Consider the following 26,587-nt stretch of genomic DNA (forward strand, 5'->3'; position numbering starts at 1 on the left):
TACTTCGCCACTGGTGGAAACGCGGTTCCCGGCGCACCGGCCCCCGCGGGTGCGATGTGCGCCACAGCCATGGGCTGTTCAACTTCTACGTAGCCTAGAATAACGGGGTGTCCAATGTGTCTCCAAGCCTCGTCATCGAGGACTTGCTCAAAGATTTCGGCCCCGTTCCCGCCCTTGACGGCCGCATGGTGCGCGTACTGAACGGCATTAGCCTCAAGGCGAATGCCGGCAGCGTGACCACCCTGCTGGGTTCCAACGGCGCCGGGAAATCAACCACCCTTGCGTGCGCGCAGGGCTTGTTGCGCCCCGACGGGGGCAAAGTATCCCTGCTCGGCGAGGATCCCTACGGGGCCAGCCCCGCACTGCGCTCGCGCGTCGGTGTCATGCTGCAGGACGGCGGCCTCCCGCCCTCGCTGCGCCCGATCCCGCTGTTGCGCCATGTCGCCTCGCTCTACCGGCGGCCCGCCGACATCAATGCGTTGATCGAGCGACTGGGCATCGACGAATTCGCCAACACCTCCATCCGCAGGCTCTCCGGCGGACAGAAGCAGCGCGTGGCACTGGCCGCGGCACTGGCCGGAAACCCGGAGGTCATCTTCCTCGACGAGCCGAGCGCCGGGCTGGATCCGCAATCGCGCCAGGTCGTCTTCGACCTGATCACCGAGCTTCGTGACGCCGGGCTGTGCATAGTGCTCACGACCCACCTCATGGAGGACGCCCAGCGCCTCTCCGACTACGTCTACATCATCGACGACGGACTCAACGTGGCCGAGGGCACCGTTGCAGAGCTGACCGCACGCGCCACCCACGAGGCCACGGCCCAGGCCGTCACCTTCACCGCCGCCCCCGCCCTGGCCCTGCCCCAGATGCCCGCCCACCTGCTGCTGCTGGAGCCGACCCCCGGGCAGTACCGGCTCGAGGGCGTTCGCGATGCCCACGACCTGGCAAGCCTCACCAACTGGTGGGCGCAGGAAAGCATCCTGCCCGATTCGCTCCTGATGCAGCCGCGGACCCTCGAAGACGTGTTCTTGGAAATTGCCGACAAGGGAAACGATGCCAACTAGTACTCAAGCCGCACCGGGCACGTCCAATGCCGTGGGGACGCTCAAACGCATCCTGCTGCAGGGCCGCTACGAGACCCTGGCCATGATCCGCAACGGCGAGCAGCTGGTAATTGCGATCGTGCTGCCGCTGATGGCCCTGTTCGGACTCGTCTTCACCGACCTGCTCAAGAACATCGCGGCCCGCCCGATCGATGCCGCCGTCCCGGGCGTCCTGGCCCTCTGCGTGGTTTCGACCGCGTTCACAGGTCAGGGCATCGCCACCGGATTCGACCGCCGCTACGGTGTCATGCGGCTGCTCTCGACCACGCCGCTGGGCCGCACCGGCCTGATCTACGGCAAGGTCATGGCCGTCCTGGCGGTCCTGTCCATGCAGGTTGTCGTCGTTGGCGGCACCGGCTTCCTGATGGGCTGGCAGCCGGCCCCCGCCGGAATCCCCTGGGCCATCCTGCTGCTGGTCCTCGGCGCCGCGGCCTTCACGGCCCTTGGCCTGCTGATCGCCGGCACCGTGCGCCCCGAGGCCACGCTTGCCATCACCAACCTTGCGTGGGTCCTGCTGGCCGGCGTCGGCGGAATCCTCTTCCCCTCCACCAGCGTTCCCGCCTTCCTACAACCGATCATCAACGTGCTGCCCTCCGCCGCACTGGGTGATTCGCTGCGTGCAGCACTTATCTCCGGGACCGCGTCCGGCCCGGGGATCCTGATCCTGCTGGCATGGACACTCATCGCCGGTTTCGCCGCAACCCGCTGGTTCAAGTGGAACTAGAAATCTGGAGCACAAGATCATGAGTACCGACTCCCCCACGACCAACCACTGGACGGACAGGTTGCCGGCCGCCGTCAACAAGACCGTCCACCGACTGGCCATCGCCTCGCTGGTGTCCCAGATCGGCATCATCGTCACCGGCGGCGCCGTGCGACTGACCAAGTCCGGCCTGGGCTGCTCCCAGTGGCCCAACTGCGTGCCGGGCTCCATGACCCCGGTGCCGGAACAGGGCGTCCACGGCCTGATCGAGTTCGGCAACCGCACGCTGACCTTCGTCCTGGTGGTCATCGCGGTTGCCTTCCTGGTGTCGATCTGGCGTTTCCGCGCCACCCACAAGACACTCTTCGGACTGTCCATCGCATTGCTGGCAGGCATTCCCGCCCAGGCGATCATCGGCGGCATCACCGTGCTGACCAAGCTGAACCCATGGGTTGTTTCGCTGCACTTCATTGTTTCGGCGGCCATGGTCATGGCCGCGACCCTGCTGGTCAACCGGACCGGTGCACTGCGCCGCGGCGAAACCTCCCTCGGCAAGCCGGCGGGCACAACCCAGCAGTTCCTTGCCTGGACGATCCTGGCGACGTCCGCACTGGCGATCGTGCTGGGCACGATCGTCACCGGCACCGGTCCGCATGCCGGCGACGCGGATTCCCCGCGCCACCTCTTTGACCCGTACTTCGTCACCCGCCTGCACGTGGTCCCGGTGTACCTGCTGGTTGCGGCAACCCTGATCGCCCTGTTCCTGGCACTGCGCAACGACGGGGACCGGCAGCTACGCACGCCGCTGGTCCTGATGACCGCCGTCGTTCTCCTGCAGGGCATCATCGGCTACACGCAGCACTTCACCGGCCTGCCGATCCTGCTGGTGCTCTTCCACATGCTCGGCGCCTCGCTGCTGGCCGCGGCGGCGATCAACGTGTGGGACCGGGCCACCCAGAAGTTCCCGTTCTAACGCCGCTTCCCTTCTGGAAAGGCCCCTCCCGCCGCTGCGGGAGGGGCCTTTCCCGTTTTGCGGGGCGCCGCCGAAGTGCTGTGGAGCAGATTTTCTTCCTTGCCGATTGCTCGGTCATGGGCAACGACTCCGGCCGGAGCTCGGCCGCCGATAGGGCACAGATCACCTGCACTGGCTCTAGCATAGGCGCTGACATGGGGAATGATGTTTCCATGGCGGTTACCCGCATCCGCGCCCCGCGCATCGAAGACGCCACGTCGCTCGACGAACTCCACCTCGAGACCTGGGCCGAGACCTATGCCTGCCTGTTTCCCGATTCCGCTTGGGGAGAGGAGGAACGACGAGGGCGAATGCGGATGTGGACATCGATCTGTTCGGAGCCGCGTCCCGGCGACAGCTTTGCGGTGGCCGAACGGGACGGTCGGCTCGTGGGGCTGGCCGGCGCCGGCGCCGGCCAAGACGCCGATGCACCGCGGGAGAAACAGTTGTGGTTCATCTACCTGCTGGCATCCGAACACGGAACCGGCGCCGGGCAGGGCCTGCTGGATGCCGTGCTGGGCACTGACCCGGCAAGCCTGTGGGTGCTCGAGGCGAATCCACGCGCCAGGTCCTTCTACGTCCGGAACGGATTCGAGCCCGACGGAATCCGTCGCCCAAGCGGGTACGAGGCTGCGGGCGACGAGATCCGGATGGTGCGTTGAATGCCCGCCGCCATCGACAAGGCCGTCTGCTACGTCGTCCAGGACGGCCACCTCCTGGTCTTCACGCACCTGCGTCATCCCATGCACGTCACCGGTGTCCAGGTCCCCGCCGGAACCATCAAGGCCGGTGAATCACCCTCCCGGGCCGCACTGCGCGAGCTACACGAGGAAACCGGGCTGGAGGGCAGCGTCGTACGCTCCCTGGGCACTGCCGACTACGAGATCACCACCAGGCACTTCTTCGAGCTGGAGGTCCCCAGCCGGGATATCTCCCTCCGCTGGATCGCCGGGGAACCCGAGCCCGCCCACGGGGGCGCCCCCGAAACGTGGGAATGCTGGTGGTTGCCGCTGGAGCAGGCCCACGTGCTGGCCGCGGGCCTGGGTCGCCTCTTTGGGACGCATTGACCCCATGACCGGGAGCTGAAACACACGCTAACGCCGGGACCCGGATCGGTGGATCCGAACCCCGGCATTGGCGTACCGTAGCGTGCCGTCAGGCGGCGTCGTGGTCGGTTTCGAGCACGCGGGCCAGGGCCTCGAGCACCGCGTCGGCGCCGTCGCCGTCGGCCCTCAGCACGACCTTGGTGCCGTATTCGGCGCCCAGGCCCATGAGGGAGAGGATGCTCGAGGCGTCGAGCGCATCCTCGACGGGCTCGCCTTCCAGGGCGATGGTGACCTCCAGCGGCTGGTCGGCGGCGGCCTCGGCGAAGATGGCTGCGGGCCGGGCGTGAAGACCGACGCGGCTGGCGATGGTGGCTGTACGTTCTGCCATGGTGTTGCTCCTTGGGTTGGGGTCGATCGTTTAAGTGTCAGAGTCCGAAGACGTCGAGTTCGGGCAGTTCGGCGCGGACGGCACCCCGGGCCTCGTCCGCGGAACCGGCGCCGAGCGCCAGCCCCGCGATGCGTTGGGCCCCGGGCAGGTCCACGGTCTTGAGGATGGCCGCGACGGCCGGCAGGGCGCGCCGGTTCATCGACAGCGTCGCCACCCCCAGCCCGACCAGCACGACGGCCAGGGCCGGGTCGGCCGCGGCCTCGCCGCAGACCCCGACGGGCCTGGGATCGCCCTGGACGGCCGCACCCCCGTCGCAGGTCGCTTTGACCAGGTGCAGGACGGCTGGCTGCCAGGGGTCGTTGAGCTCGGCGAGGGCCCCAAGCTGGCGGTCGGCGGCCATCGTGTACTGGGTGAGGTCGTTGGTCCCGATGGACGCGAAGTCCACCTCGGAGGCCAGCTGCCGGGCCATCAGTGCGGCGGAGGGGACCTCCACCATCACGCCCGGGGTCTTCAGCCCGGCTTCGGCACACATCCCGGCGAACGCCGCGGCCTCCGCCGGGGTGGAGATCATCGGCGCCATGGTCCAGACCTCGGCGGTTGAGCCGTCGGCGGCCTCCGCGATGGCGGCGAGCTGGCGGGCCAGCACCCCCGGAACGGCCGCGTCGGTGCGGTAGCCGCGCACCCCGAGGGCGGGGTTGGGTTCGGAGTCGTCGGTGAGGAAGGGCAGCGGTTTGTCGGCCCCGGCATCCAGGGTCCGCACGACGACCTTGGCCCCTCCGAACGCGTCGAACACCGCCCGGTAGGCCTCCACCTGCTCCTCGCGGGTGGGCTCGGTGTCCCGGCTCAGGAAGCAGAACTCGGTGCGCAGCAGGCCCACGCCCTGGGCCCCGGCAGCGGCGGCCTCCACGGCGTCGGCACCGCTGCCGACGTTGGCCAGCAGCGGGACCCGGTGGCCGTCGGCAAGCCGGCCGGTTCCGTCGAACTCCGGCAGCGGGACCCGGGAGGCGTAGGCCTCGGCCAGGGCAGATTCCGCGGATCCGGGCCCGCGCACCACGGTGCCGTCGATGCCGTCCACGAAGACCACATCGCCGTCGGCCAGGGCCACGGTCCCCCGCGCCGCGACGATCGCCGGCAGGCCGAGCGAGCGGGCGATGATCGCGGTGTGCGACTGCGGCCCGCCGTCGCTTGTCACCAGGGCGAGCACGCGCGCCGGGTCCAGCGTGGCGGTGTCGGCCGGCGCCAGGTCGACCGCGCACAGCACAAACGGCTCGTCGCTGTCCGGGATGCCGGGTGCCGGGACGCCGCGCAGCTGCGCGACGATCCGGGCACGGACGTCCAGCACATCGGTGGCGCGCTCGGCCATGTAGCCGCCGAGGGCCGCCAGCTGGGTGGCGACGGCGTCTGCCGCCTCCCAGATCGCCGACTCCGCGCAGGTGCCGGTGGCAACCAGCTTGGTCGCGGACTTCAGCAGCGTCCGGTCCGAGGCCATGAGCGCGGTGGCCTTGAGCACCGCCGCGGCATCGCCCGTGGCTGCGGCGGCGCGCTCCTTCAGTCCCGCGGCGACGGCCTGTGTGGCTTCGGCCAGACGTGCGGATTCCTCCTCGGCGCTCACTCCGGCCGGCAGCGGGGCGCCATCGGCGGGCGCCGTGATGGGCTCGGGCATCCGGCGGACCGGGCCGATGACCCGGCCGGCGCTGACGCCGACCCCGGTGAATCGCTCGCTCATGCCGCCACCTGCTCGGCGCCCACTGCATGTTCAACGGTTGCCGCAGCCGGGGCGGGGCGCTTGCGGGCGTAGCGCTTCAGCGCCACCACGGCCAGCGCACTGATGACGGTGCCGACGGCGATGGAGATGACAAACATCGCGAAGTTGCCGATGGCAAAGAACACGAAGATTCCGCCGTGCGGGGCCTGCGAGGTGACGCCGAAGGCCATGACCATGGCACCGGTCGCACCGGCCCCGAGCATGCTGGCGGGGATGACGCGCAACGGGTCGGCCGCGGCGAACGGGATCGCGCCCTCGGAGATGAAGGCAGCGCCGAGCAGCCAGGCCGCCTTGCCGTTTTCGCGTTCGGCTGCGGAGAATCCCTTGCGGTCAAGCAGCGTGGCCAGGGCCATCGCGAGCGGCGGGACCATGCCGGCGGCCATGACCGCGGCCATGATCTGCCACGGCGCCTGGTTGGCGACGGCACCGGCACCGAGCCCGGCAACCGCGAAGGAGTAGGCGACCTTGTTGACGGGTCCGCCGAGGTCGAAGGCCATCATCAGGCCCAGGATCAGGCCCAGCAGGGTGGCCGCGACGCCCGACATCGAGGAGAGCCAACCGTTCAGGCCGGCGGTCAGCGCGGCGATCGGGCCGCCGAGGACCAGGAACATCGCACCGGAGGCGATGATCGAGCCGAGCAACGGCGTGATGACCACCGGCATCAGTCCGCGCAGCCAGCGCGGGGTTTTCCAGCTGCCGATCCAGCGGGCGGCGAGGCCCGCGATCAGGCCGCCGGCGATGCCGCCGAGGAAGCCGGCGCCCATGAATCCGGCCACGGCGCCGGCGGTGAAGCCGGGGGCCAGGCCGGGACGGTCGGCAAGGGCATAGGCGATGTAGCCGGCCAGCACGGGGACCAGGAAGCCCATCGACAGGGAGCCGATCTTGAAGGCGACGGCACCGAGGTAGACGCCGAACGGGCCGAACGGGGCTCCGATCTGTGCCACGACGTCGGCACCGGGCAGGTTGAAGAGGGTGTTTGCCGCGACGACGTCGTTCGCGACAGTTGTGATGGCGTAGCCGCCGAGCAGGAAGCCCAGGGCGATCAGCAGGCCGCCGCCGGCGACGAACGGGATCATGTAGCTGACCCCGGTGAGCAGGGCCCGCTTCAGTGCGGCGCCGGCGCTTTCGCGCCCGGCGGGAGAACCGGCGGCGTCCGCCGGCCCGGTGCCGGAGGCGACGCGGCGTGCGTTCGGGTCGTTGGCCGCGGCCAGCGCCTCGGCCACCATGACGGCAGGCTCGTCGATGCCGCGCTTGACCGGGGACTGGATGACCGGCTTGCCGGCGAAGCGTTCCTTGCCGCGCACGTCGACGTCCACGGCGAAGATGACCGCCTCGGCCGCCGCGATGACGGCAGGGTCCAGCGGGGTGGTGCCGGAGGATCCCTGGGTTTCGACCTGCAGGTCGACCCCTGCCTCGGCGGCCGCGGCCACCAGCGAATCGGCGGCCATGTAGGTGTGGGCGATGCCGGTGGGGCAGGCGGTGACGGCAACCAGGCGGCGCTTTTCGGCCGGAGCCGATGCCGGGGCAGGCGCCGCGGTCTCGGCGGCAACTGCGGCAACCGGTGCCGGGCTGACGGCCCCCTCGACCAGGGCGACGATCTCCGCCGGGCTTCCGGCGGCGCGCAGGGCGGCGGTGAAGTCCTTCTTCACCAGCGAGCGGGCCAGCTTGGAGAGCAGCTTGAGGTGTTCCTTGTCGGCACCCTCCGGGGCGGCGATGAAGAAGATGAGGTCGGCAGGGCCGTCCTTGGCGCCGAAGTCGACGGCCGGGGCCAGCCGGGCCATGGCGAGCGTCGGTTCGGTGACCGCCGTCGAGCGGCAGTGCGGGATCGCGATCCCGCCCGGCACGCCGGTGGCGGTTTTCTGCTCGCGGGCCACCGCGTCGCGCTGCAGGGCCGCGGCGTCCGCGGCGCGGCCGGTGGCCACCACGGTGCGGGAGAGCTGGGCGATGACCTCGGTGCTGGTGCCGCCAAGGTACCTGTCAAGCAGGACAAGCTCTTCGGTGATGAGACGCGTCATGGCTTTCCTTCGGTGGGGAGTGGAGCGGGAAGCGCGGCGACGGTGACGGCGCGCGGGTTGGTGTGTTCGGGGGCGGGAATGGTGGAGCCCGGCAGGGCGACGGCGGCCGATCCGTGGGCGACTGCCTGGCGCAGGCAGTCGGCGGGTCCCCCGCCAGCCGCGTCGGCGAGCAGGTATCCGGCCAGGGCCGAGTCGCCGGCGCCTACGGTGCTGCGTGCGGTGACGGGGTCGTGGGTTGCGTGCCAGCTGCCAGCGGCGCTGGCCAGCACCGCGCCCTTCGAACCGAGCGTGGCCAGCACGGCCCCGGCACCGGCCTCGACGAGCCTCAGCGCCGCAGCGCCTGCACGTTCGTGGTCGGCCTCGAGTTCCGGCCCGGTGCCTTCCCCGGTGAGCTCTGCAAGTTCCTCCGCGTTGGGCTTGATGAGGTCCGGGGTGCCGGCCGGGCCGGCGGCGAAGAGCGCGGCGAGCGGTTCGCCGGAGGTGTCAACGGCGATGCGCGGGGCCCGGGCGCCGAGCCGGTCGCGGACCTCGGCAACGAGTCCGGCGTAGAACCCCGGGGCCACGCCCGGCGGCAGGGATCCTGCCAGCACCAGCCAACTGGCCCCGTCGGCCGCGGCAAGCACGGCCTCGACGAGTGCGCGCTGGTGTCCGGCGTCCAACAGGGGGCCGGGGGCGTTGACTTTGGTGGTGGTTCCGTCGGCCTCAGCCAGGGTCAGGTTGCTGCGCAACGGCTGGCCGATCGGCAGCGCCACGTGGGGCAGGTTGCCGTCCGCGAGGCCGAGCACCACGGGGTCGTGAGGGTCCCCCGGCAGCACCGCCAGCGTGCGCAGCCCGCCGGAGGCAAGGGCGCGGGCCACGTTCACGCCCTTGCCGGCCGCCTGGGATGTCAGCGACAGGGCCCGCTGGACCCCGCCGCGCTGCAGGGGCGCGTCCAGCTCGATGGTTCGGTCCATGCTGGGGTTCATGGTCAGCGTGGCGATCATGCCAGCACCACCTCGACGTCGGCGGCCTCGAGGGCCGCGGCCAGCTCGGCATCGGGCTCCCGGTCGGTGACCAGGGTGTCGATGTCGGCGAGGGCCGCGAAGCGGACCAACGCGGTCTCACCCAGCTTGCTGGAGTCGGCCAGCACCACCACACGCCGCGCACAACCGACGATCGCGGTCTTCACCGCGGCTTCGAGCGCATCGGGGGTGCTCAGGCCGAAGTCGGCGTCCACGCCGTTTGCCCCGACAAAGGCGATGTCCGGGCGCAACGAGTCCAGTTGGGCGAGCGTGTGACTGCCGGTGGCCGCGCTGGTGAGGCCGCGCACCCGGCCGCCGATGAGTTCCAGCGGCAGGGCCGGGGAGACACGTTGCGCGATGGGCAGTGCGTGGGTGATCACCAGAAGTTCCTCGGCCCTCGGCACGGCAAGTTCCTCGGCCAGCAGTCCGGCCAGGAGTTCGGTGGTGGTTCCGGCATCGAGCAGGATCGAGGTGGCACCCTGCGGGAGCAGTTCGAGTGCCTTCGCGGCAATGCGCCGCTTGGCAGCCAGGTTCTGGGTGGTGCGGGCCGTGTGGCTCTGTTCCGCGGTGCTGGCCTTCGCGGCGACAACCGCACCGCCATGCACCCGGCGCAACACGCCGACCTGCTCCAATTGGGCGAGGTCGCGGCGCACGGTTTCGCGGGTGATTCCGAAGCGTTCGGACAGGTCTGCAACACCGACCTTGCCCTGCAGGGACAGCTGTTCGGTGACGAGGCGGTGGCGTTCTTCGGCAAACACGATGTGGGAGCCTCCGGGTTATGTGACGCGAGTCACGGTGATCTGTGTTCATATGACTTTAGACGCACCGCGATCGTAATGTCAACACAAAACAACACAAAACCAAATAAGCACAGATTCACTCCCACGGGTTCCGGGGGGCGCTCGCCACGTCCGCGCCCGCTGAAATTGCGGGTAGGACAGCCAGTGCAATGGACACGGCAGGGACACATGATCGGCTCACCGCAAACCCAACGTCGTTCAGTAGGTTGGGCCCGTCCAGGAGGTCGCAAGACACAGGAAGCCAAGATGATGAGTGGAAGTGGCAATCTCAGTTTCGGAAAACCATCGCCCCGCCGGCGCCGCGGCTCCGGCACAGCCCGCCGGGCAATGTCCGCCATCGTGCTTGGCCTGTTCGACAGTGTGCTCGGGGCCGGCATGGGAATCGTTGGCGGTGCGGTCTTGATGACGATCATGAAATTCCGGGGCGATTCGACGTTCGTCGACGTACATGTCATCTGGCCGGTCATCTTCGGGCTGGTACTCGTGGGGTTGCTCTCCGCAGTGGTCGCGGCGCTCGTTCCGGCGCGTGCCGTGGCCAGCCAGGTTACGCTAGCGGCCCTGAAATCCGGACGGACCGCCGAAGCTGTTTCCAAACGGACTCCGCGCATTGGACTGCTGCTGCTCCTGCTATCGGGCATCTCTCTGGCCGCGGGCGTCACCACCGCTTTGCTGCAGGGACGGAGCGCAGAGGCCAGTCAATGGCTGCTGATCACCGCCGGTCTGGTCGCGTTCGGGACCATTGCATTGATCGGCGGGCTGATCTGCCTGACGGGAAAGATCGTCACGCTACTGACCTCCCACTCTGCATGGCTACCCGTACCCTTCAGGCTTGCTGCACGGGACTCGGCACGCAACCGCAGTCGCAAGGTTCCCGCCATCGCGGCGGTGCTGGCCGCTGCATCGCTCTCCGGAGCTTTGATAGTGCTGACTTCAAGCTTTATGCAGCAGGCTAGCGACATGCACCAATGGCGCTTCAACCTTTACCAGGCCGCGGTTGCGTTGGAAAAAACCGAGACAGTTGACACTCAAGTCGGCCCCGATTCGTGGACTACGTCAGACATGAAAATGGTCGAGATCGATCCGGAACCCGTGACTGCCGCGGTCCAACAGATTTTCGGTCCGGAACTCAAGCAGCAGGTCATCGCAGGAACGCCGAGCAGCGCCGCATGCCACGTAAATGAGTTCAAGGCCGAACAGCAAGGTCTTGATCCAGCAAACGTTCGGTACCCCTCCTGGATTCTGCAGGAACCGCCGGAGAACCGGTGCGCCATGGGCGAGGATTTCCGGCCCAAGGATCTCAACGACTGGCGTTGCAGTGGTCCCATGAGCCAGGGAGGGCCACACGACGTTGTTCCGGCCGTGGTCGTGGGCGGGGAAGCTGAACTTAAAGCGCTGCTGGGTCGCACCCCAAGTGCCGCGGCTCTCAAGACCTTGAAAGAGGGTGGGGTCGTCGTCACCAACAAGGTTTTCATGACCGACGAGACCTCTGCAGCGCTCATCATGTATGACCGCAATGAACCTTGGCGGTTGGGCGCCGGAAATGGCTACCAAGAAGGCAGCGCCTATTTGCGTACGCAATACAACCCGATCACAACGCACGCGCTCCAAGCCGTGCTGGAGGAACCGGACCGTCCCTTGGACTTCTTCGGTGTGGTTTCGGCCGAAACCGCGGCAAAGGTCAAGATGCCCGTTGTGGATCGGGGCTTGCTGCTGACTTCACCACAAGCCCCCAAGCCAGAAACAGACGGACAACTACGAAAGTGCCTTGGTGGCGCTGACAGGCGACGCGTACTACTCGCAATTTGAGTTAGGTCCCGCAACCAACGTGACCTCGATTCTGTGGTTGATTGTTGCCGGAGCAGCCGCAATCACGCTCAGCGCCGCCGGAATCACCACCGGCCTGGCCTTGGCCGATGGTCGCATTGACCACGCAACGCTTGCCGGAATTGGTGCCGATACAAGACTGCGCAAGGCGATGTCCGGTGCCCAGACCATCATGACGGCTTCGCTTGGCACGTTGTTGGGATTGTTCGCCGGAACAGTCCCCATGATTCTTATGCTCTCAACGCAGCCGGGCGTGCCGGTGGTGATCCCGTGGGCCCAGCTTGCGGTGTTGCTGATCGTAGTTCCGGTTTTTGGGGCATTGGTGGCTTGGGCCTTTACCCGCGGCAACGTGCCTCTGACACGTCGCCAAACGCTGGTGTAGTTTCGGCGCAGACGACAAATGGGGCTGGGTGGTGTGAGCAATGCCGTATCAATTGCTTAAACCACCCAGCCCTGCCTTGTTCTTCTTGCCTTCACATTCGACCCATCTCCGCCGACCCCCACACAACGGGGCGGCCAGCCCGGGTGCCGCATTGGACAGTCGAAAAGAGCTTCAACGGTCGACAAGAAACCTGTCGATGGCCGCGTGCCCCTCTGTAGAGTGACTGGCAGCCACACGAAACGCTCCAAACGGGAGGATCGACATGACGCAGTACATGATCTCGGTTAGCCACAACACGGCCGAGGCCCCGACGATGGAAACCATGGACCCCGCCGTGATCCAGCCGATCATTGACGCGGTCGATGCCTTCAACGACAGGCTCCGCGCCGAAGGCGCGTGGGTATTCGCCGGCGGGTTGCACCCCATCCAGACGGCAACCACGGTGGACAACACCGGAGACACACCGGTCGTGACCGACGGTCCTCATGCCCAGTTCGAGGAATACCTCGGCGGCTTCTGGGTCATCGAGGCCAACGACCTCGATGCCGCACTGGAGTGGGCCAAGGACGCTTCGAAGGCGTGCGCGGGCCGGGTCGAGGTACGCGCGTTCCAGGACGCGCCCGCCTGAATGGAACCCTGCCACCGGGTACCAAGATTCGATCCCTGGCGAAGCCTCGATGGTTGTGAACGCCATCCTTGACATCCGGGCATGGACATCCATGACCGGGGGTCGGTATCGTGCCCATAAGCCAGAACACGATCCTTCCTGCCAGGGCCGCGGGAATGCTGATGCGATGGGCTCGAAGCCATGCTGATCTACTCGATGGGCGTCTCGGTGGACGGCTTTATCACCGATCGCGAGGGCGGGTTCGGGTGGACCGATCCGAACGAGGAGCAGTTTCGTTTCCACATCGCGCAGGTAGGCGAACTCGGCGGCTATCTGTGCGGCCGCCGGCTTTACGAAACCATGCTGGTGTGGGAGACGGATCCGACGATGCGCAACAGCGAACTCGGAGCTATTTTCGCCGACATATGGTGCGCTCTCCCGAAGGTCGTTTTCAGCCGCACGCTCGACACCGTCCAGGGCAACGCCCGGCTCGCCGAGGCACCGCTGGCGGAGGAAGTCGCCGTGGTGCTCGGCGCGACCGACAGGGACGTGGCGCTCGGCGGCGCAAACCTGGCCGCTGCAGCCATCGGGCTCGGTCTCGTCGACGAGCTGCGCATCTTCCGCAACCCGGTGTCGTCGGCGGCGGCACGCCCTTCCTGCCGCCTGTCGCCGAAACCATTCGGCTGGACCTCATCGAGATCAAGACGTTCGGCTCGCGCGTGGTCTTCGAGCGCTACCGGCGCGCCCGTGATGGGTCGGACTGACACCGCCGTCCGGCACACAAAAAAGCGGCCCTCCGGATTTTTGACCGGAGGGCCGCCCGGAAGCAGGAACGCGTTTAGCCGAAGAGCGGGCCGCCCACGAACGGGTCGATCGCCAGGGCGATGAACACAAGCGTCAGGTACGTGATGGAGATGTGGAAGACCTTCATGGCCTTCTTGTTCATGTCCGCCGGTTCGTGGTTGCGCTGCGCCTCGCGGTAGAGCACGTGGCATTCGTAGATGAACCAGGCACCGCTGACGCCGGCCAGGACCGTGTAAACGATTCCCGCGTAGCCCATCGGTGCCAGCAGCAGCGAGCAGACAACGGTGGCCCAGGCGTAGAGGACAACCTGGACGGAGACCTTGCGGGCCGTGGAGATCGCGCCGAGCATCGGCACGTGTGCCGCGTTGTAGTCGTCCGCGTACTTCATGGACAGCGGCCAGTAGTGCGGCGGGGTCCACAAGAAGATGATCAGGAACAGGATGACGGCGGGCCATTCGATCTTCTCGGTCACGGCGGCCCAGGCGATGAGCACCGGCATGCAGCCGGCAATGCCGCCCCAGACGATGTTCTGGGCGGTGCGGCGCTTGAGGATCAGCGTGTACAGCACCACGTAGAAGAGGATCGCGGCCAGGCCAAGGGCCGTGGTCAGCGGGTTGGTCCCGAACCACAGCACCACCAGCGAGGCGATGCCCAGCAGGTAGGCGAAGACCAGGGCCTCGCGCGGGGTGACCTCGCCGGTGACCAGCGGGCGCCCCTTGGTGCGTTTCATGACCTTGTCCATGTCGCGGTCGATGTAGCAATTGAATGCACCCGATGCGCCCGCGGCCATGGCGCCGCCGAAGAGCGTGGCCAGCACCAATGTGATCGACGGGAAACCGCGTTCAGCGAAGATCATGGTTGGCAACGTGGTGACGAGCAGGAGTTCGACCACGCGCGGCTTCGTCAGCGCAAGATACGCCTTGGCCTTGCGTGAAACGAAGTCGCCCACCGATTCATTCGGCTGACGAGCTGCACGAGCAGTCGTTGCGGATTCAACGGAAACGGTCTTCACAGACATGCACTCAGTTCTACGGGGAAATAAGACAGACAGGCCCATCATACCCTTTTACGCGACGTAGAACTCGGCCGGTGAACACCCGCTACGCGGTCCGCCGCGGTGTTCTTTGTCTCCATCGGACCCGAAACGGCCTTCCAATAACTTCAAGTTGTGGTCTCAAACGGGCATTTCCCGGCCCAATCGCGATAGGGTTGGAGGGTTGCGACGCCGCCGAAACCACCCAGTGATTATCCGGGTCGGACCGGCGGCATTGTGCTTCATGGCGGGAAACTCCGCCAAGAGTAGTTTTTGATGCAGACCTTATAGGGAGGACCCACAACGTGGCGCCACTAGCAGACACCAGCGATTTCGCATGGACCGGCCTTGACCAGCGAGCCGTCGATACCGCACGCGTGCTGGCCGCAGACGCGGTCGAAAAGGTAGGAAACGGACACCCGGGAACGGCCATCTCGCTGGCCCCAGCCGCCTATTTGATCTTCCAGCAACACCTGCGCCACGACCCGAGCGACCCGGCCTGGATCGGCCGCGACCGCTTTGTACTCTCCCCCGGCCACACGTCGCTGACCCTTTACCTGCAGCTCTTCCTTTCCGGCTACGGCCTGGAAATGGAAGACCTCGAGGCCCTGCGCACCTGGGGCGCCAAGACCCCGGGTCACCCGGAATACGGCCACACCGCCGGCGTGGAAATCACCACCGGCCCGCTGGGCCAGGGCCTGGCCTCTGCCGTGGGCTTCGCCTACGCCCAGCGCCGCATGCGCGGCATGCTTGACGCCGACGCGCCGGCCGGCACTTCCCCGTTCGACCACACCGTATGGGTCATCGCCTCCGACGGCGACCTGCAGGAGGGCGTCACCTCCGAGGCCTCCTCGCTGGCCGGCCACCAGGAACTCGGCAACCTTGTTGTTGTCTACGATGAGAACCACATCTCCATCGAGGACGACACCGACGTCGCGTTCACCGAGAACGTGCTCGGCCGCTACGACGCCTACGGCTGGCACACCCAGCGCGTCGACTGGACCAAGACCGGCAACTACGTCGAGGACCTCGCCGAGCTGGACGCCGCATTGCGCGCCGCCAAGGCCGAGACCAACCGCCCGTCGATCATTAGCTTGCGCACCGTCATCGGCTGGCCTTCGCCGAACAAGGCAGACACCGGCGGAATCCACGGTTCCAAGCTCGGCGGCGCCGAAGTTGCCGGCCTGAAGCAGGCCCTGGACTTCAACCCGGAGGAATCCTTCGCCATCGAGGCCGAGGTGCTGGAGCACGCACGCTCCGTGCAGGACCGCGGCACCGCGGACCGCGCCACCTGGCAGACCGGCTTCGACGCCTGGGCCGCCGCAAACCCGGAAAACGCCGCCCTGCTGGCGCGCCTGGAATCCGGCGAGCTGCCGGCCGGCTGGGACGAGAACCTTCCGGAGTTCGAGGCCGGCAAGGACGTGGCCACCCGCTCGGCATCCGGCAAGGTCATCAACGCCGTCGCCGGCGTGCTGCCCGAGCTCTGGGGCGGCTCCGCCGACCTCGCCGGCTCAAACAACACCACCATCGAGGGTGCCGCCTCCTTCATCCCGGCCTCGCGCTCCACCGAGTCCTGGACCGGCAACCCGTACGGCCGCGTGCTGCACTTCGGCATCCGCGAGCACGCCGCCGCGTCGATCGTCAACGGCATCACCCTGGCCTCCCCGACCCGCGCCTACTCCGGCACGTTCCTGATCTTCTCCGACTACCAGCGCCCGGCCATCCGCCTCTCGGCACTGATGGGCGTCCCGTCGATCTACGTCTGGACCCACGACTCGATCGGCCTGGGCGAGGACGGCCCGACGCACCAGCCCGTCGAGCAGCTCGCTTCCCTGCGCGCCATCCCGAACCTCGACGTGGTCCGCCCGGCGGACGCCAACGAGGTCTCCTACGCCTGGAAGAAGATCCTGGAGACCACCTCCAACCCGGCCGGCATCATCCTCTCCCGCCAGAACCTGCCGGTCTACGACCGCAGCCAGCTTGGCTTCGGTGCCGCATCGGGCGTCGAAAAGGGTGCCTACGTGCTCGCCGACGCCACCGCCGACGGTCAGGTCGTGGCACCCGAGGTGCTGCTGCTGGCCACCGGTTCCGAGGTTTCGCTGGCCGTCGAGGCCCGCGAGGCGCTGCAGGCCCAGGGCGTCGCCACCCGCGTCGTCTCCATCCCGTGCCTGGAATGGTTCAACAAGCAGGATGCCGCCTACCGCGAATCCGTGCTGCCGGCCTCCGTGAAGGCCCGCGTCTCCGTCGAGGCCGGCGTCGCCATGGGTTGGCGCGAGCTGGTCGGCGATGCCGGACGCATCATCTCGCTTGACCACTACGGCGCATCGGCCGACTACAAGCGCCTGTACTCCGAGTTCGGGATCACCACCGAGGCGATCACCGCCGCGGCGCTCGACTCCATTGCCGCCGGCTCCGTCGCCGCGGCCAAGTAACCAGACTGACTCGAAGGACAAAGAACCGTGAGCAATCCCAACACCCAGGCCCTTTCCGACGCCGGCGTTTCCATCTGGCTCGATGACCTCTCCCGCGAACGCCTGAGCTCCGGCTCGTTGGCCGCGCTGATCGAAGAGAAGAACGTGGTGGGTGTCACCACCAACCCGTCGATCTTCCACGCCGCCCTGCAGGACGGCGAGTCCTACGCCGCGCAGGTTTCCGAGCTGGCAGCGGCCGGCATGGATGCCGAGCAGGCCGTCTTCAAGATCACCAGCGACGACGTCGCCGCCGCCTGCGACCTTTTCGCGCCGGTCGCCGCCGCCTCCAACGGCGTCGACGGCCGCGTGTCGATCGAGGTCGACCCGCGCCTGGCCCGCAAGACCGCGGAGACCATCGCCGAGGCCAAGGAGCTGCACGCCCTGGTCAACCGCGAGAACGTGCTGATCAAGATCCCGGCGACCGTCGAGGGCCTGGAGGCCATCGCCGAGACCCTGGCCGCGGGCATCTCCGTGAACGTGACGCTGATCTTCTCGCTGGAGCGCTACCGCGCGGTCATCAACGCGTTCATGGTCGGCCTGGAGTCCGCCAAGGCCAACGGCCACGATCTCTCCAAGCTGCACTCTGTCGCATCGTTCTTCGTCTCCCGCGTGGACACCGAGATCGACGCACGCCTGAACGCCATCGGCACCGACGCCGCCCTGGCGCTGCGCGGCAAGGCCGGCGTGGCAAACGCCGTGCTGGCCTACCAGGTGTACGAGGAGTCCTTCTCCTCCGAGCGCTGGAGCGTGCTGGCCGCGGCCGGCGCCAACGCACAGCGCCCGCTGTGGGCCTCGACCGGTGTGAAGGACCCGGCCCTGCCGGACACCCTATACGTCACCGAGCTGTGCGCACCGAACACCGTGAACACCATGCCGGAAAAGACCTTGCTGGCCACCGCCGACCACGCCGTGGTCACCGGGGACACCGTCACCGGCGCCTACGCGAAGTCCAATGCCGTGCTCGACGAGCTTGCGGCCCTGGGCGTGAGCTACAACGACGTCGTCGCCAAGCTCGAGGTCGAGGGCCTGGAGAAGTTCGAGGCGTCCTGGAACGAACTGCTCACCGACCTCGCCGCCTCGCTGGCCAAGGCAGCAGGGAAATGAGTTCGCTCGGCTTCATCGCCACCGGCGCCGCACAGGCCGCCATCGAAAAGCATGTTCCCGTGCTGGTTGCCGACGCCGTGGCCAGCCGCATCGCCGCGAAGGACGCGACCCTCTGGGGTCCGGCCGCCGAGGCCGAGGCCTCGGTCCGCCTGGGTTGGGTCGACGCCGCGGAGGCGTCGGCCGCGCTGGTGCCCGGCATCCTCGCGCTGCGCGACGAGCTGCGTGCCGAGGGCGTGAACCGCATCGTGCTGGCAGGCATGGGCGGCTCCTCGCTGGCGCCCGAGGTCATCGCCGCGACCTACGACGTCGAACTCGTGGTCTGCGATTCCACCGAACCGGAAATGGTCGCGGGCATCCTCGCCGACCGGCTGGCGACCACCGCGCTGGTGGTTTCCTCCAAGTCCGGTTCCACCGTGGAGACCGACTCGCAGCGCCGCGTCTTCGAGCAGGCGTTCAACGACGCCGGCGTCGACGCGAGGCGCCGCATCATCGTGGTCACCGACCCGGGTTCCCCGATGGACAAGGCCTCCCGCGCCGCCGGCTACCGTGCCGTGTTCAACGCGGACCCGAACGTCGGCGGGCGCTACTCGGCGCTGACCGCGTTCGGCCTGGTCCCCGCGGGCCTGGCCGGCGTGGACATCGAGGAATTCCTGGAGGAGGCCGCGGCCGCCGCCGAGTTCCTGTCCGAGGACGACGAGGACAACATCGCCCTGGCACTGGGTGCCGCCATGGCCGGCACCGTGCCGCTGCGCAACAAGCTGATCTTCGCCGACGAGGGCTCCGGCCTGGTGGGCTTCGCCGACTGGGCCGAACAGCTCATCGCCGAATCCACCGGCAAGTCGGAAACCGGCGTGCTGCCGGTTGTCGTGGAGGACCGCGCGCCGGAGACCACCAGCACCGCGGCGGACCTGCTACAGATCCGCCTGGTCGCCGACACTGGCCTGCTCACCGACGACGACGTCGATTCCGACTCCGCCTCGGTGTGCATCTCCGGTTCGCTCGGTGCGCAGATGCTGCTCTGGGAATACGCGACGGTCATTGCCGGCCGCCTGCTGGGCATCGACCCGTTCGACCAGCCCGACGTGGAGGCGGCAAAGGTCGCCGCCCGCGCGCTGCTGGAGGCGACCCCGGAACCGGTTCCGGCGGAGCTGGTCCAGGACGCGATCGAGGTCCGGGCCTCCGACGGGCTGCTCGAGGGCATCGCCGACCTGGAGGGCGCCTTGCGCGCCCTGCTGGCGGCGCTGCCGGCCGACGGCTACCTCGGCGTCCAGGCCTACCTGGACCGCCACGGCGACGCGAAGCTGGAAGGCATCCGCCCGGTCCTGGCCGCGGCGACCGGCCGGCCGGTGACGTTCGGCTGGGGTCCGCGCTTCCTGCACTCCACCGGCCAGTTCCACAAGGGCGGGCCGCGCGTCGGCGCCTACCTGCAGGTCACCGCGGACTCCGCGATGGATCTGAGCATCCCGGGGCTTCCGTTCACCTTCGGGGAACTGATCTCCGCCCAGGCGTCCGGCGACGCCAAGGTGCTGGCCGACCTCGGCCGCCCGGTGTTGCGCCTTCACCTGCGCGACAAGGAATCGGGCATCGCACAATTGGATAAGATCATCCAGGGCCTGGCTTAGGCCCTGGCCCAAACGACCGGGTGCGTGCCGCACGGCACGCACCCGATCGGGCACTCCCCCACCACGTGATCCACCGGCACCAAAACAGTTGAAGGCGCTTCCTCGAATGCTTGATTCTTCACCCGGCCCCTCCGGCCAGCATCCCAATCCCCTGCGCGACCGACGGGACCGGCGGCTGAACCGCATTGCCGGGCCCTCCGCGCTGGTCTTCTTCGGCATCACCGGGGACCTGGCCCGCAAGAAGCTCATGCCGGCCGTCTACGACCTGGCCAACCGCGGCCTGCTTCCCCCGAACTTCGCCGTGGTCGGCTTCGGCCGCCGCGGCTGGAGCCCCGAGGACTTCGCGGCGCAGGCGCGCGGCTGGGTCATCGACCACGCCCGCACCCCCTTCAACGAGACGGTCTGGGAACAGCTGGCCAGCGGCTTCCGCTTCATCTCCGGCGGCTTCGACGACGACGCCGCGTTCATCAAGCTGCGCGAGACCCTCGACGAGCTCGCGCTGACCCGCGGCACCGGGCACAACCACGCCTTCTACCTCTCCATCCCGCCGAACTCGTTCGAGCAGGTCTGCGAGCAGCTCTCCAAGCACGGGCTTGCCAACGACGATTCACCGGACGCCGGCTGGTCGCGCGTGGTCATCGAAAAGCCGTTCGGCCACGACCTGGCCAGCGCGCGCGAGCTGAACGAGATCGTCGAATCCGTCTTCCCGCCCGACGCGGTGTTCCGCATCGACCACTACCTGGGCAAGGAAACCGTCCAGAACCTGCTGGCGCTCAGATTCGCCAACCAGCTCTTCGAACCGCTGTGGAACTCCAAGTACGTGGACCACGTGCAGATCACCATGGCCGAGGACATCGGCATCGGCGGGCGCGCGGGCTACTACGACGGCGTGGGAGCGGCCCGCGACGTCATCCAGAACCACCTGCTGCAGCTGCTGGCACTCACCGCCATGGAGGAGCCGATCAGCTTCGACGCGGACCACCTGCGCAGCGAAAAGGAAAAGGTGCTCACCGCCGTGCGCCTGCCGGCGGACCTGTCCCACTCCAGCGCCCGCGGCCAGTACACCTCCGGCTGGCAGGGCGGCGAGAAGGTCACCGGCTTCCTGGACGAGGAGGGGTTCAACCCGGCGTCCAAGACCGAGACCTACGCGGCCATCAAGCTGGAAATCAACACCCGCCGCTGGGCGGGCGCGCCGTTCTACCTGCGCGCCGGCAAGCGCCTGGGCCGCCGCGTCACCGAGATCGCCGTGGTCTTCAAGCGCGCGCCCAACATGCTCTTCCAGGACCACGCGGACGACGAATTCGGGCAGAACGCCATCGTGATCCGCGTCCAGCCCGACGAGGGCGCGACCATCCGCTTCGGCTCCAAGGTCCCGGGCACCCAGATGGAGGTGCGCGACGTGACCATGGACTTCGGTTACGGCCACGCGTTCACCGAGTCCTCCCCGGAGGCCTACGAGCGCCTGATCCTCGACGTGCTGCTCGGCGAACCGCCGCTGTTCCCGCGCCACGAGGAAGTCGAGCAGTCCTGGCGCATCCTCGACCCGTTCGAGGAGCACTGGGCCTCGCTGCCCGAACAGCCCGAACCCTACGCCCCGGGTTCCTGGGGACCGGCCTCGGCCGATGAATTATTGGCCCGCGACGGAAGGACATGGCGCCGGCCATGATCGTTGAACTGGAAGACACCACCACCTCCAAGATCTCCAAGGAGCTGGTCTCGATGCGCCGCGCCCAGGGCGTCGTCGCGCTCTCCCGGGTGCTCACGCTGCTGGTCATCACCCGCGCAGGCTTCGAGGAGGACGCGATCACCGCGGCCAACCTCGCCAGCCGCGAGCACCCCTGCCGCATCCTGGTGGTTGTCAAGGGCCGGGTCACCGGCGAAACCCGGCTGGACGCGCAGATCCGCGTGGGCGGCGACGCCGGCGCCTCCGAGGTCATCGTGATGCACACCTACGGCCCCGGGGCCCGCGTCGACGAGTCCCTGGTTTCCGGTCTGCTGCTGCCCGACGCGCCCATCGTGGCATGGTGGCCGCACGGCGTGCCCAAGAACGCCTCACAGACCCCGCTGGGCAGGATCGCCCACCGCCGCATCACCGATTCCGGTGCCGAGGACGATCCGCGCAAGGCCCTGTTCACCCTGGCGGATTCCTACCGGGCCGGCGACACCGACCTGGCCTGGACCCGGCTGACCCTGTGGCGCGCCCAGCTGGCCGCGGTGTTCGACCAGCTGGACCCCTCCAAGGTGACAAGCGTGACGGTCAAGGGCGCCGTCGACTCACCCTCCACGGTGCTGCTCGCCGCCTGGCTGACGCTGTGCCTGGATGTGCCCGTCACCATCGCCTCCGCCCCGGAGGGCACCGGCGTGCGTTCGGTGCGTTTCACCCGCGAGATCGGGGACGTCGAGCTCTCCCGCCCCGTCGGCGACGTGGCCGAGCTCTACCACCCGGGCCAGAAGCCCCAGCTGATTTCGCTGCCGCAGCGCCCGCTGGCCGACTGCCTGGCCGAGGAAATGCGCCGGCTAGACCCGGACGAGGTCTTCGGCGAGGTCGTGCGCGTGGGCCTGAAGCGCACCAACCTGAGGAGCATCCGTCCAAGTGAACGCTAAACGCAATGTCGTAGTCCACCCGGACCTGCCCGCGACCGCAGCGGCTGTCGCCGCGCGGCTCATCACCGCGGTCCTGGACGCCCAGGCGGCCCGCGGGGAGGCCACCGTGGTGCTCACCGGCGGCACGCTGGGCATCGCCTCGCTCAAGGCCGTGGCCGATTCCCCCGCGCTGGCCGCGGTCGACTGGTCCCGGGTGAACTTCTACTGGGGCGACGAGCGCTTTGTCGCCGCCGGATCCCCCGACCGCAACGCGGTCCAGGCGGAGGTCCTGCTCTCGGTGCTCGATGACCACGGCCTGGACCGCGGCCGGGTGCACGCCATGGGGTCCACCGACGAGTTCAACACCCCGGAAGACGCCGCAGCGGCCTACGCTGCGGTGCTTGCCGCCGAGGCAGCCAACGAGGGCGGATCGACCCTGCCGGTCTTCGACGTGCTGATGCTGGGCATGGGCCCGGATTCGCATGTTGCCTCGCTCTTCCCGGACCATGCGGGCGCCGCGACCACCGGCGCGACCGTCATCGGGGTGCACGACTCCCCCAAGCCGCCGCCGCTGCGCGTCTCGCTGACCTTCGAGACCATCAACACCGCCCGCGCGGTGTGGCTCGTGGTTGCCGGCGCGGACAAGGCTCCCGCCGCGGCCGTGGCGCTGGGCGGCGAGGCGACTCGTGAGCGCGTCCCTGCGTCCGGCGTGCATGGCACGCAGGGCACCTGGTGGTTGATGGACCAGGCCGCCGCAGCGTTGGTCTAGAAGTTCCGGAAATACAATGAAGGACGGCTTCCCCGAGGGGAGGCCGTCCTTCATTCTTATGCGGTGAAAGCTAGGATTCGACGCTGAAGCGCATGACCAGTGCCAGACCGATGATCACGGTGACCCAGATCAGGCCCAGGATGACGGTGATGCGGTTCAGGTTGCGTTCGGCAACGCCGGAGGATCCCAGCGAACTGGTCATGCCGCCGCCGAACATGTCGGACATGCCGCCGCCGCGTCCCTTGTGCAACAGGATCAGCAGCGTAAGCAGCAGGCTGGTGATTCCCAGAAGTACCTGCAAAACAATCTTGATGGCGTCCATCATTGCCCTTCAATCAGCTGGTGGCGATTACTCGGTCACCAGGTGGTGCTCGAACCTAACAATGTTAGCAAACTCTCCAGCGTCCAAGCTGGCTCCGCCGACCAACACGCCGTCAACGTCCTTTTCGGCAAGGATCTGCGCGACATTGTTCGCCTTCACGGAACCGCCGTACAGCACACGGACCTTGCCGGCGACCTCGTCGCCGAACAGCTTTGCCAGCTCGACGCGGATCGCCGCACACAGTTCCTGCGCGTCCTTCGGGCCCGCAACCTCGCCGGTGCCGATGGCCCACACGGGCTCATAGGCGACCACCAGGGTCTCGGCCTGTTCGGCGGTGACGCCGGCCAGCGAGCCGCGAAGCTGCTCGAGCGTGTACTCGACGTGGGTTCCGGCCTGGCGGATGTCCAGCCCCTCCCCGACGCACAGCACCGGGGTCACCCCGTGGCGGTATGCCGCGGCGATCTTGGCTGCCAGCAGTTCGTTGGTCTCGCCGTGGATCGCACGGCGTTCGCTGTGGCCGACGAGCACATAGCTGCAGCCCAGGCGGGAGAGGAACTGGCCGGAGATCTCCCCGGTGTAGGCACCGGAGTCGTGGGCCGACAGGTCCTGTGCACCGTAGTGCACCGGCAGGTTGTCGCCCATGGTCAGCGTCTGCACGCCGCGCAGGTCGGTGAACGGCGGGAAGACGGCCACCTCCACGCGATCGAAGTCGTGCTCCGCGTCGGCCAGCGTCCAGGCCAGCTTCTGCAGCAGGGTGATGCCCTGGACGTGGTCCATGTTCATCTTCCAGTTGCCGGCAATCAGCGGCTTCCGGTCGAACACGCCGTTGGTCGATGTTGTCACTTGGCACCCTCCAGGGCTGTCAGGCCCGGCAGTTCCTTGCCCTCGAGGTATTCCAGGGAGGCACCGCCGCCCGTTGAAATATGACCGAAGTCGTCATCGTTGAAGCCCAGGGTGCGCACCGCCGCGGCGGAGTCGCCGCCGCCGACGACGCTGAACGCCTCGGAGTCGGCCAGCGCACCGGCAACGGCACGGGTGCCGTTCGCGAACGCGGGGATCTCAAAGACGCCCATCGGGCCGTTCCAGAACACCGTGTTGGCGCTCTTGATGTAGCTGGCAAAGGTTTCCCCGGAGACCGGACCGATGTCCAAGCCCAGCCCGGTGGCACCGAAGGCGCCGCCCTCGATGTTGTCCGCGGCAAGCACCTCGTGCTCGGCGTCCGCACCGAACTTGGAGGCGACAACCACGTCGGTGGGCAACACGATGTCGCAGCCCAGTTCCTTGGCGCGCGAGAGGTAGCCGCGGCAGGTTTCCAGCTGGTCTGCCTCAAGCAGCGAGCCGCCGACCTCGTGGCCCTGGGCCTTGAGGAAGGTGAAGGCCATGCCGCCGCCGATCAGCAGGTGGTCGGCGCGTCCCAGCAGGTTGTCGATGACAGCCAGCTTGTCGGAGACCTTCGAGCCGCCCAAAACCACCACGTAGGGGCGCTTCGGGGCCTCGGTGAGGGTCTTCAGGACGCGCACCTCCGTGGCCACCAGGTCGCCCTGGTAGGCCGGAAGCAGCGCAGCGATGTCGAACACCGACGCGTGCTTGCGGTGCACCGCACCGAAGGCGTCATTGACGTAGGCGCCGTTTTCGCCGGTCAACGCGGCAAGCTCTGCCGCGAATTCGGCGCGCTGTGCCGCGTCCTTGGAGGTTTCGCGCGCGTCGAAGCGCACGTTTTCCAGCACCAGCACCGCGCCGTCCGGCAATTCGGCGGCAAGCTGCTTGGCGGAATCGCCAACAACATCGCCGGCAACACGAACATCAAGTCCGGAGATCTCGGCAAGCTTGGTGGCGGCGGGGGCGATCGAGTACTTGGGATCCGGTTCGCCCTTGGGGCGGCCCAGATGTGCCATCACGATGACGCGAGCGCCGGCCTCGGCCAGCTTCTGCACCACGGGGATGGAGGCGCGTACACGCCCATCGTCGGTGACGGTAACGCCGTCGAGCGGCACGTTCAGGTCGCTACGGACCAAAACGCGCCGCCCGAGGACACCGTCGGCGAGTAGTTCGTCGAGAGTGTGGGAAGTCATGAGACTAGGTTATCCGACTCGCTCGGACTAACCGAGCTGGCCGCCGACGTATTCCGCGAGGTCAACCAAGCGAGAGGAGTAGCCCCACTCGTTGTCGTACCAGGCGACCACCTTGACGGTGGAACCGATCACGGTGGTGAGGCCGGCATCGAAGATCGCCGAGTGCGCATCGTGGACGATGTCGGTGGAGACCAGCGGATCCTCCGAGTACTTCAGGAAGCCCTTGAGCGGGCCTTCCTCCGCTGCCTTCTTGAACGCCGCGTTGATCTCCTCGACGCTGGCCTCGCGGGCCAGGGTGACGGTGAGGTCGGTGGCCGAACCGGTCGGAACCGGAACGCGCATGGCGTAGCCGTTGAGCTTACCCTTGAGCTCCGGGAGCACCAGGCCGATGGCCTTGGCCGCACCGGTGGAGGTCGGGATCATGTTCAGGGCTGCGGCACGGGCGCGGCGCGGGTCCTTCTTGTGCGGGGCATCCTGCAGGTGCTGGTCCGAGGTGTACGCGTGGATGGTGGTCATCAGGCCGTCGACAATGCCGAACTGGTCGTTGAGCACCTTGGCGATCGGGCCCAGGCAGTTGGTGGTGCAGGAGGCGTTGGAGATGATGTGGTGCTTGTCGGCCTCGTACTTCTCGTGGTTGACACCCATGACGATGGTGATGTCTTCCTTGGAAGCCGGGGCCGAGATGATGACCTTCTTGGCGCCTGCCTGCAGGTGCTTTTCGGCGTCCGATGCCTTGGTGAAGAAGCCTGTCGATTCGATGACGACGTCCACGCCGAGGTCTCCCCAGCCCAGGTGGGCCGGGTCCTTCTGCGAGAGCACCTTGATGCGCTTGTTGCCGATGACGATGAAGGCGCCGTCGACGGAAACCTCTTCGTTCAGGCGGCCGAGGATGGAGTCGTACTTGACAAGCATGGCCAGATCGTTGATTGAACCAAGATCGTTGACCGCGACAATTTCAATGTCTGCGCCATGGGCGAGGCTGGCTCGCAGGAAGTTGCGTCCGATGCGTCCGAAACCATTAATGCCAACACGGGTAGTCACGTGAATTTCTCCTAGACAGAGTGGTGTTGCCGCTCCGCCGGATATGCCCCTGGACGGGGCATGCATAACGGAGTGGCTTGGAATAATGACACTCCGTTGTGTCGCCGGCTGATGCCGGCC

25 protein-coding genes are annotated in these 26,587 nt (G+C 67.7%); 15 read left to right on the forward strand and 10 right to left on the reverse strand.

The features are described 5' to 3' along the window. Window positions 1-107 precede the first annotated feature (107 nt). From JOF47_RS09540 to JOF47_RS09560, 5 genes are all read left to right on the forward strand, one after another. Window positions 108-1,064, forward strand: coding sequence for an ABC transporter ATP-binding protein (locus tag JOF47_RS09540; protein ID WP_209997339.1), 957 nt, complete (start codon window positions 108-110; stop codon window positions 1,062-1,064). Continuing rightward, window positions 1,054-1,827 (forward strand): ABC transporter permease, encoded by a 774-nt coding sequence (locus JOF47_RS09545; RefSeq protein ID WP_209997340.1) that lies wholly within the window; start codon window positions 1,054-1,056, stop codon window positions 1,825-1,827. Before JOF47_RS09540 ends, JOF47_RS09545 begins: the two co-directional genes overlap by 11 nt. A gap of 19 nt (window positions 1,828-1,846) precedes the next feature. After that, on the forward strand, window positions 1,847-2,779 hold the full coding sequence (locus JOF47_RS09550) for a COX15/CtaA family protein (protein WP_209997341.1): 933 nt from the start codon (window positions 1,847-1,849) through the stop codon (window positions 2,777-2,779). 212 nt (window positions 2,780-2,991) lie between these two features. Next, entirely contained in the window at window positions 2,992-3,480 is a 489-nt protein-coding gene (locus JOF47_RS09555; RefSeq protein ID WP_209997342.1) for a GNAT family N-acetyltransferase, read from the forward strand. Further along, complete coding sequence (locus JOF47_RS09560; RefSeq protein WP_209997343.1) at window positions 3,481-3,885, forward strand: NUDIX domain-containing protein; 405 nt, start codon at window positions 3,481-3,483, stop codon at window positions 3,883-3,885. An 88-nt stretch (window positions 3,886-3,973) separates the two neighbouring features. On the opposite strand, the gene JOF47_RS09565 is transcribed toward JOF47_RS09560, so the two are convergent. Genes JOF47_RS09565 through JOF47_RS09585 form a run of 5 tightly spaced genes read right to left on the reverse strand, consistent with a single transcriptional unit; the run spans window position 3,974 to window position 9,791 of the window. Then, complete coding sequence (locus JOF47_RS09565) at window positions 3,974-4,252, reverse strand: HPr family phosphocarrier protein (protein WP_209997344.1); 279 nt, start codon at window positions 4,250-4,252, stop codon at window positions 3,974-3,976. 37 nt (window positions 4,253-4,289) lie between these two features. After that, entirely contained in the window at window positions 4,290-5,978 is a 1,689-nt protein-coding gene (locus JOF47_RS09570) for a phosphoenolpyruvate--protein phosphotransferase (protein WP_209997345.1), read from the reverse strand. After that, the gene (locus JOF47_RS09575) at window positions 5,975-8,032 is read right to left on the reverse strand and encodes a PTS fructose transporter subunit IIABC (protein ID WP_209997346.1); all 2,058 of its coding nucleotides are present in this window, start codon (window positions 8,030-8,032) and stop codon (window positions 5,975-5,977) included. Before JOF47_RS09575 ends, JOF47_RS09570 begins: the two co-directional genes overlap by 4 nt. Continuing rightward, window positions 8,029-9,015, reverse strand: coding sequence for a 1-phosphofructokinase family hexose kinase (locus JOF47_RS09580; protein WP_209997347.1), 987 nt, complete (start codon window positions 9,013-9,015; stop codon window positions 8,029-8,031). The genes JOF47_RS09575 and JOF47_RS09580 overlap by 4 nt, the downstream gene beginning before the upstream one ends. Continuing rightward, the gene (locus JOF47_RS09585) at window positions 9,012-9,791 is read right to left on the reverse strand and encodes a DeoR/GlpR family DNA-binding transcription regulator (RefSeq protein ID WP_209997348.1); all 780 of its coding nucleotides are present in this window, start codon (window positions 9,789-9,791) and stop codon (window positions 9,012-9,014) included. Before JOF47_RS09585 ends, JOF47_RS09580 begins: the two co-directional genes overlap by 4 nt. A gap of 210 nt (window positions 9,792-10,001) precedes the next feature. On the opposite strand from JOF47_RS09585, the gene JOF47_RS09590 reads away from it, so the two are divergent. From JOF47_RS09590 to JOF47_RS09605, 4 genes are all read left to right on the forward strand, one after another. Next, the gene (locus JOF47_RS09590) at window positions 10,002-11,639 is read left to right on the forward strand and encodes an ABC transporter permease (RefSeq protein ID WP_209997349.1); all 1,638 of its coding nucleotides are present in this window, start codon (window positions 10,002-10,004) and stop codon (window positions 11,637-11,639) included. 19 nt (window positions 11,640-11,658) lie between these two features. Further along, window positions 11,659-12,039 (forward strand): hypothetical protein, encoded by a 381-nt coding sequence (locus tag JOF47_RS09595; protein WP_209997350.1) that lies wholly within the window; start codon window positions 11,659-11,661, stop codon window positions 12,037-12,039. Window positions 12,040-12,301: 262 nt separating this feature from the next. Beyond that, window positions 12,302-12,667 (forward strand): YciI family protein, encoded by a 366-nt coding sequence (locus JOF47_RS09600; protein ID WP_209997351.1) that lies wholly within the window; start codon window positions 12,302-12,304, stop codon window positions 12,665-12,667. 180 nt (window positions 12,668-12,847) lie between these two features. Next, complete coding sequence (locus JOF47_RS09605; RefSeq protein ID WP_209997352.1) at window positions 12,848-13,534, forward strand: dihydrofolate reductase family protein; 687 nt, start codon at window positions 12,848-12,850, stop codon at window positions 13,532-13,534. Here JOF47_RS09605 and JOF47_RS09610 read toward each other — a convergent pair. Then, window positions 13,485-14,468, reverse strand: coding sequence for a heme o synthase (locus tag JOF47_RS09610; RefSeq protein WP_209997353.1), 984 nt, complete (start codon window positions 14,466-14,468; stop codon window positions 13,485-13,487). The genes JOF47_RS09605 and JOF47_RS09610 overlap by 50 nt on opposite strands. Before the next feature lie 320 nt (window positions 14,469-14,788). Between JOF47_RS09610 and tkt the strand changes: the two genes are divergently transcribed. The 6 genes from tkt to pgl all read left to right on the forward strand — a co-directional run bounded on the left by tkt (window position 14,789) and on the right by pgl (window position 23,032). Then, window positions 14,789-16,915: a transketolase gene (gene tkt, locus JOF47_RS09615; RefSeq protein ID WP_209997354.1), complete on the forward strand. Its 2,127-nt coding sequence runs from the start codon at window positions 14,789-14,791 to the stop codon at window positions 16,913-16,915. 27 nt (window positions 16,916-16,942) lie between these two features. Then, a complete protein-coding gene (gene tal / locus JOF47_RS09620; RefSeq protein WP_209997356.1) occupies window positions 16,943-18,058 on the forward strand; it encodes a transaldolase in 1,116 nt (371 codons plus the stop codon). Next, window positions 18,055-19,680 carry a glucose-6-phosphate isomerase gene (locus JOF47_RS09625; protein ID WP_209997357.1) on the forward strand — a complete coding sequence of 542 codons (1,626 nt, stop codon included), beginning with the start codon at window positions 18,055-18,057 and terminating at the stop codon, window positions 19,678-19,680. Before tal ends, JOF47_RS09625 begins: the two co-directional genes overlap by 4 nt. Before the next feature lie 106 nt (window positions 19,681-19,786). Then, the gene (gene zwf / locus JOF47_RS09630; protein WP_209997358.1) at window positions 19,787-21,346 is read left to right on the forward strand and encodes a glucose-6-phosphate dehydrogenase; all 1,560 of its coding nucleotides are present in this window, start codon (window positions 19,787-19,789) and stop codon (window positions 21,344-21,346) included. After that, window positions 21,343-22,284: a glucose-6-phosphate dehydrogenase assembly protein OpcA gene (locus JOF47_RS09635; protein WP_209997359.1), complete on the forward strand. Its 942-nt coding sequence runs from the start codon at window positions 21,343-21,345 to the stop codon at window positions 22,282-22,284. The genes zwf and JOF47_RS09635 overlap by 4 nt, the downstream gene beginning before the upstream one ends. After that, window positions 22,274-23,032 carry a 6-phosphogluconolactonase gene (pgl, locus tag JOF47_RS09640; protein ID WP_209997360.1) on the forward strand — a complete coding sequence of 253 codons (759 nt, stop codon included), beginning with the start codon at window positions 22,274-22,276 and terminating at the stop codon, window positions 23,030-23,032. Before JOF47_RS09635 ends, pgl begins: the two co-directional genes overlap by 11 nt. Window positions 23,033-23,102: 70 nt before the next feature. Here the strand turns inward: pgl and secG are convergent, their stop codons facing one another. The 4 genes from secG to gap are packed head-to-tail and all read right to left on the reverse strand — an operon-like array spanning window position 23,103 to window position 26,467. Beyond that, window positions 23,103-23,354 (reverse strand): preprotein translocase subunit SecG, encoded by a 252-nt coding sequence (gene secG, locus JOF47_RS09645; RefSeq protein ID WP_210001544.1) that lies wholly within the window; start codon window positions 23,352-23,354, stop codon window positions 23,103-23,105. 27 nt (window positions 23,355-23,381) lie between these two features. Beyond that, the gene (gene tpiA, locus JOF47_RS09650; protein ID WP_209997362.1) at window positions 23,382-24,197 is read right to left on the reverse strand and encodes a triose-phosphate isomerase; all 816 of its coding nucleotides are present in this window, start codon (window positions 24,195-24,197) and stop codon (window positions 23,382-23,384) included. Continuing rightward, window positions 24,194-25,426, reverse strand: a complete 1,233-nt coding sequence (locus JOF47_RS09655; RefSeq protein ID WP_209997364.1) for a phosphoglycerate kinase — start codon at window positions 25,424-25,426, stop codon at window positions 24,194-24,196. Before JOF47_RS09655 ends, tpiA begins: the two co-directional genes overlap by 4 nt. A 27-nt stretch (window positions 25,427-25,453) precedes the next feature. Continuing rightward, a complete protein-coding gene (gene gap, locus JOF47_RS09660) occupies window positions 25,454-26,467 on the reverse strand; it encodes a type I glyceraldehyde-3-phosphate dehydrogenase (RefSeq protein WP_209997366.1) in 1,014 nt (337 codons plus the stop codon). Window positions 26,468-26,587: the final 120 nt, after the last annotated feature.

It is taken from the genome of Paeniglutamicibacter kerguelensis, assembly GCF_017876535.1.
GTDB lineage: Bacteria > Actinomycetota > Actinomycetes > Actinomycetales > Micrococcaceae > Paeniglutamicibacter > Paeniglutamicibacter kerguelensis.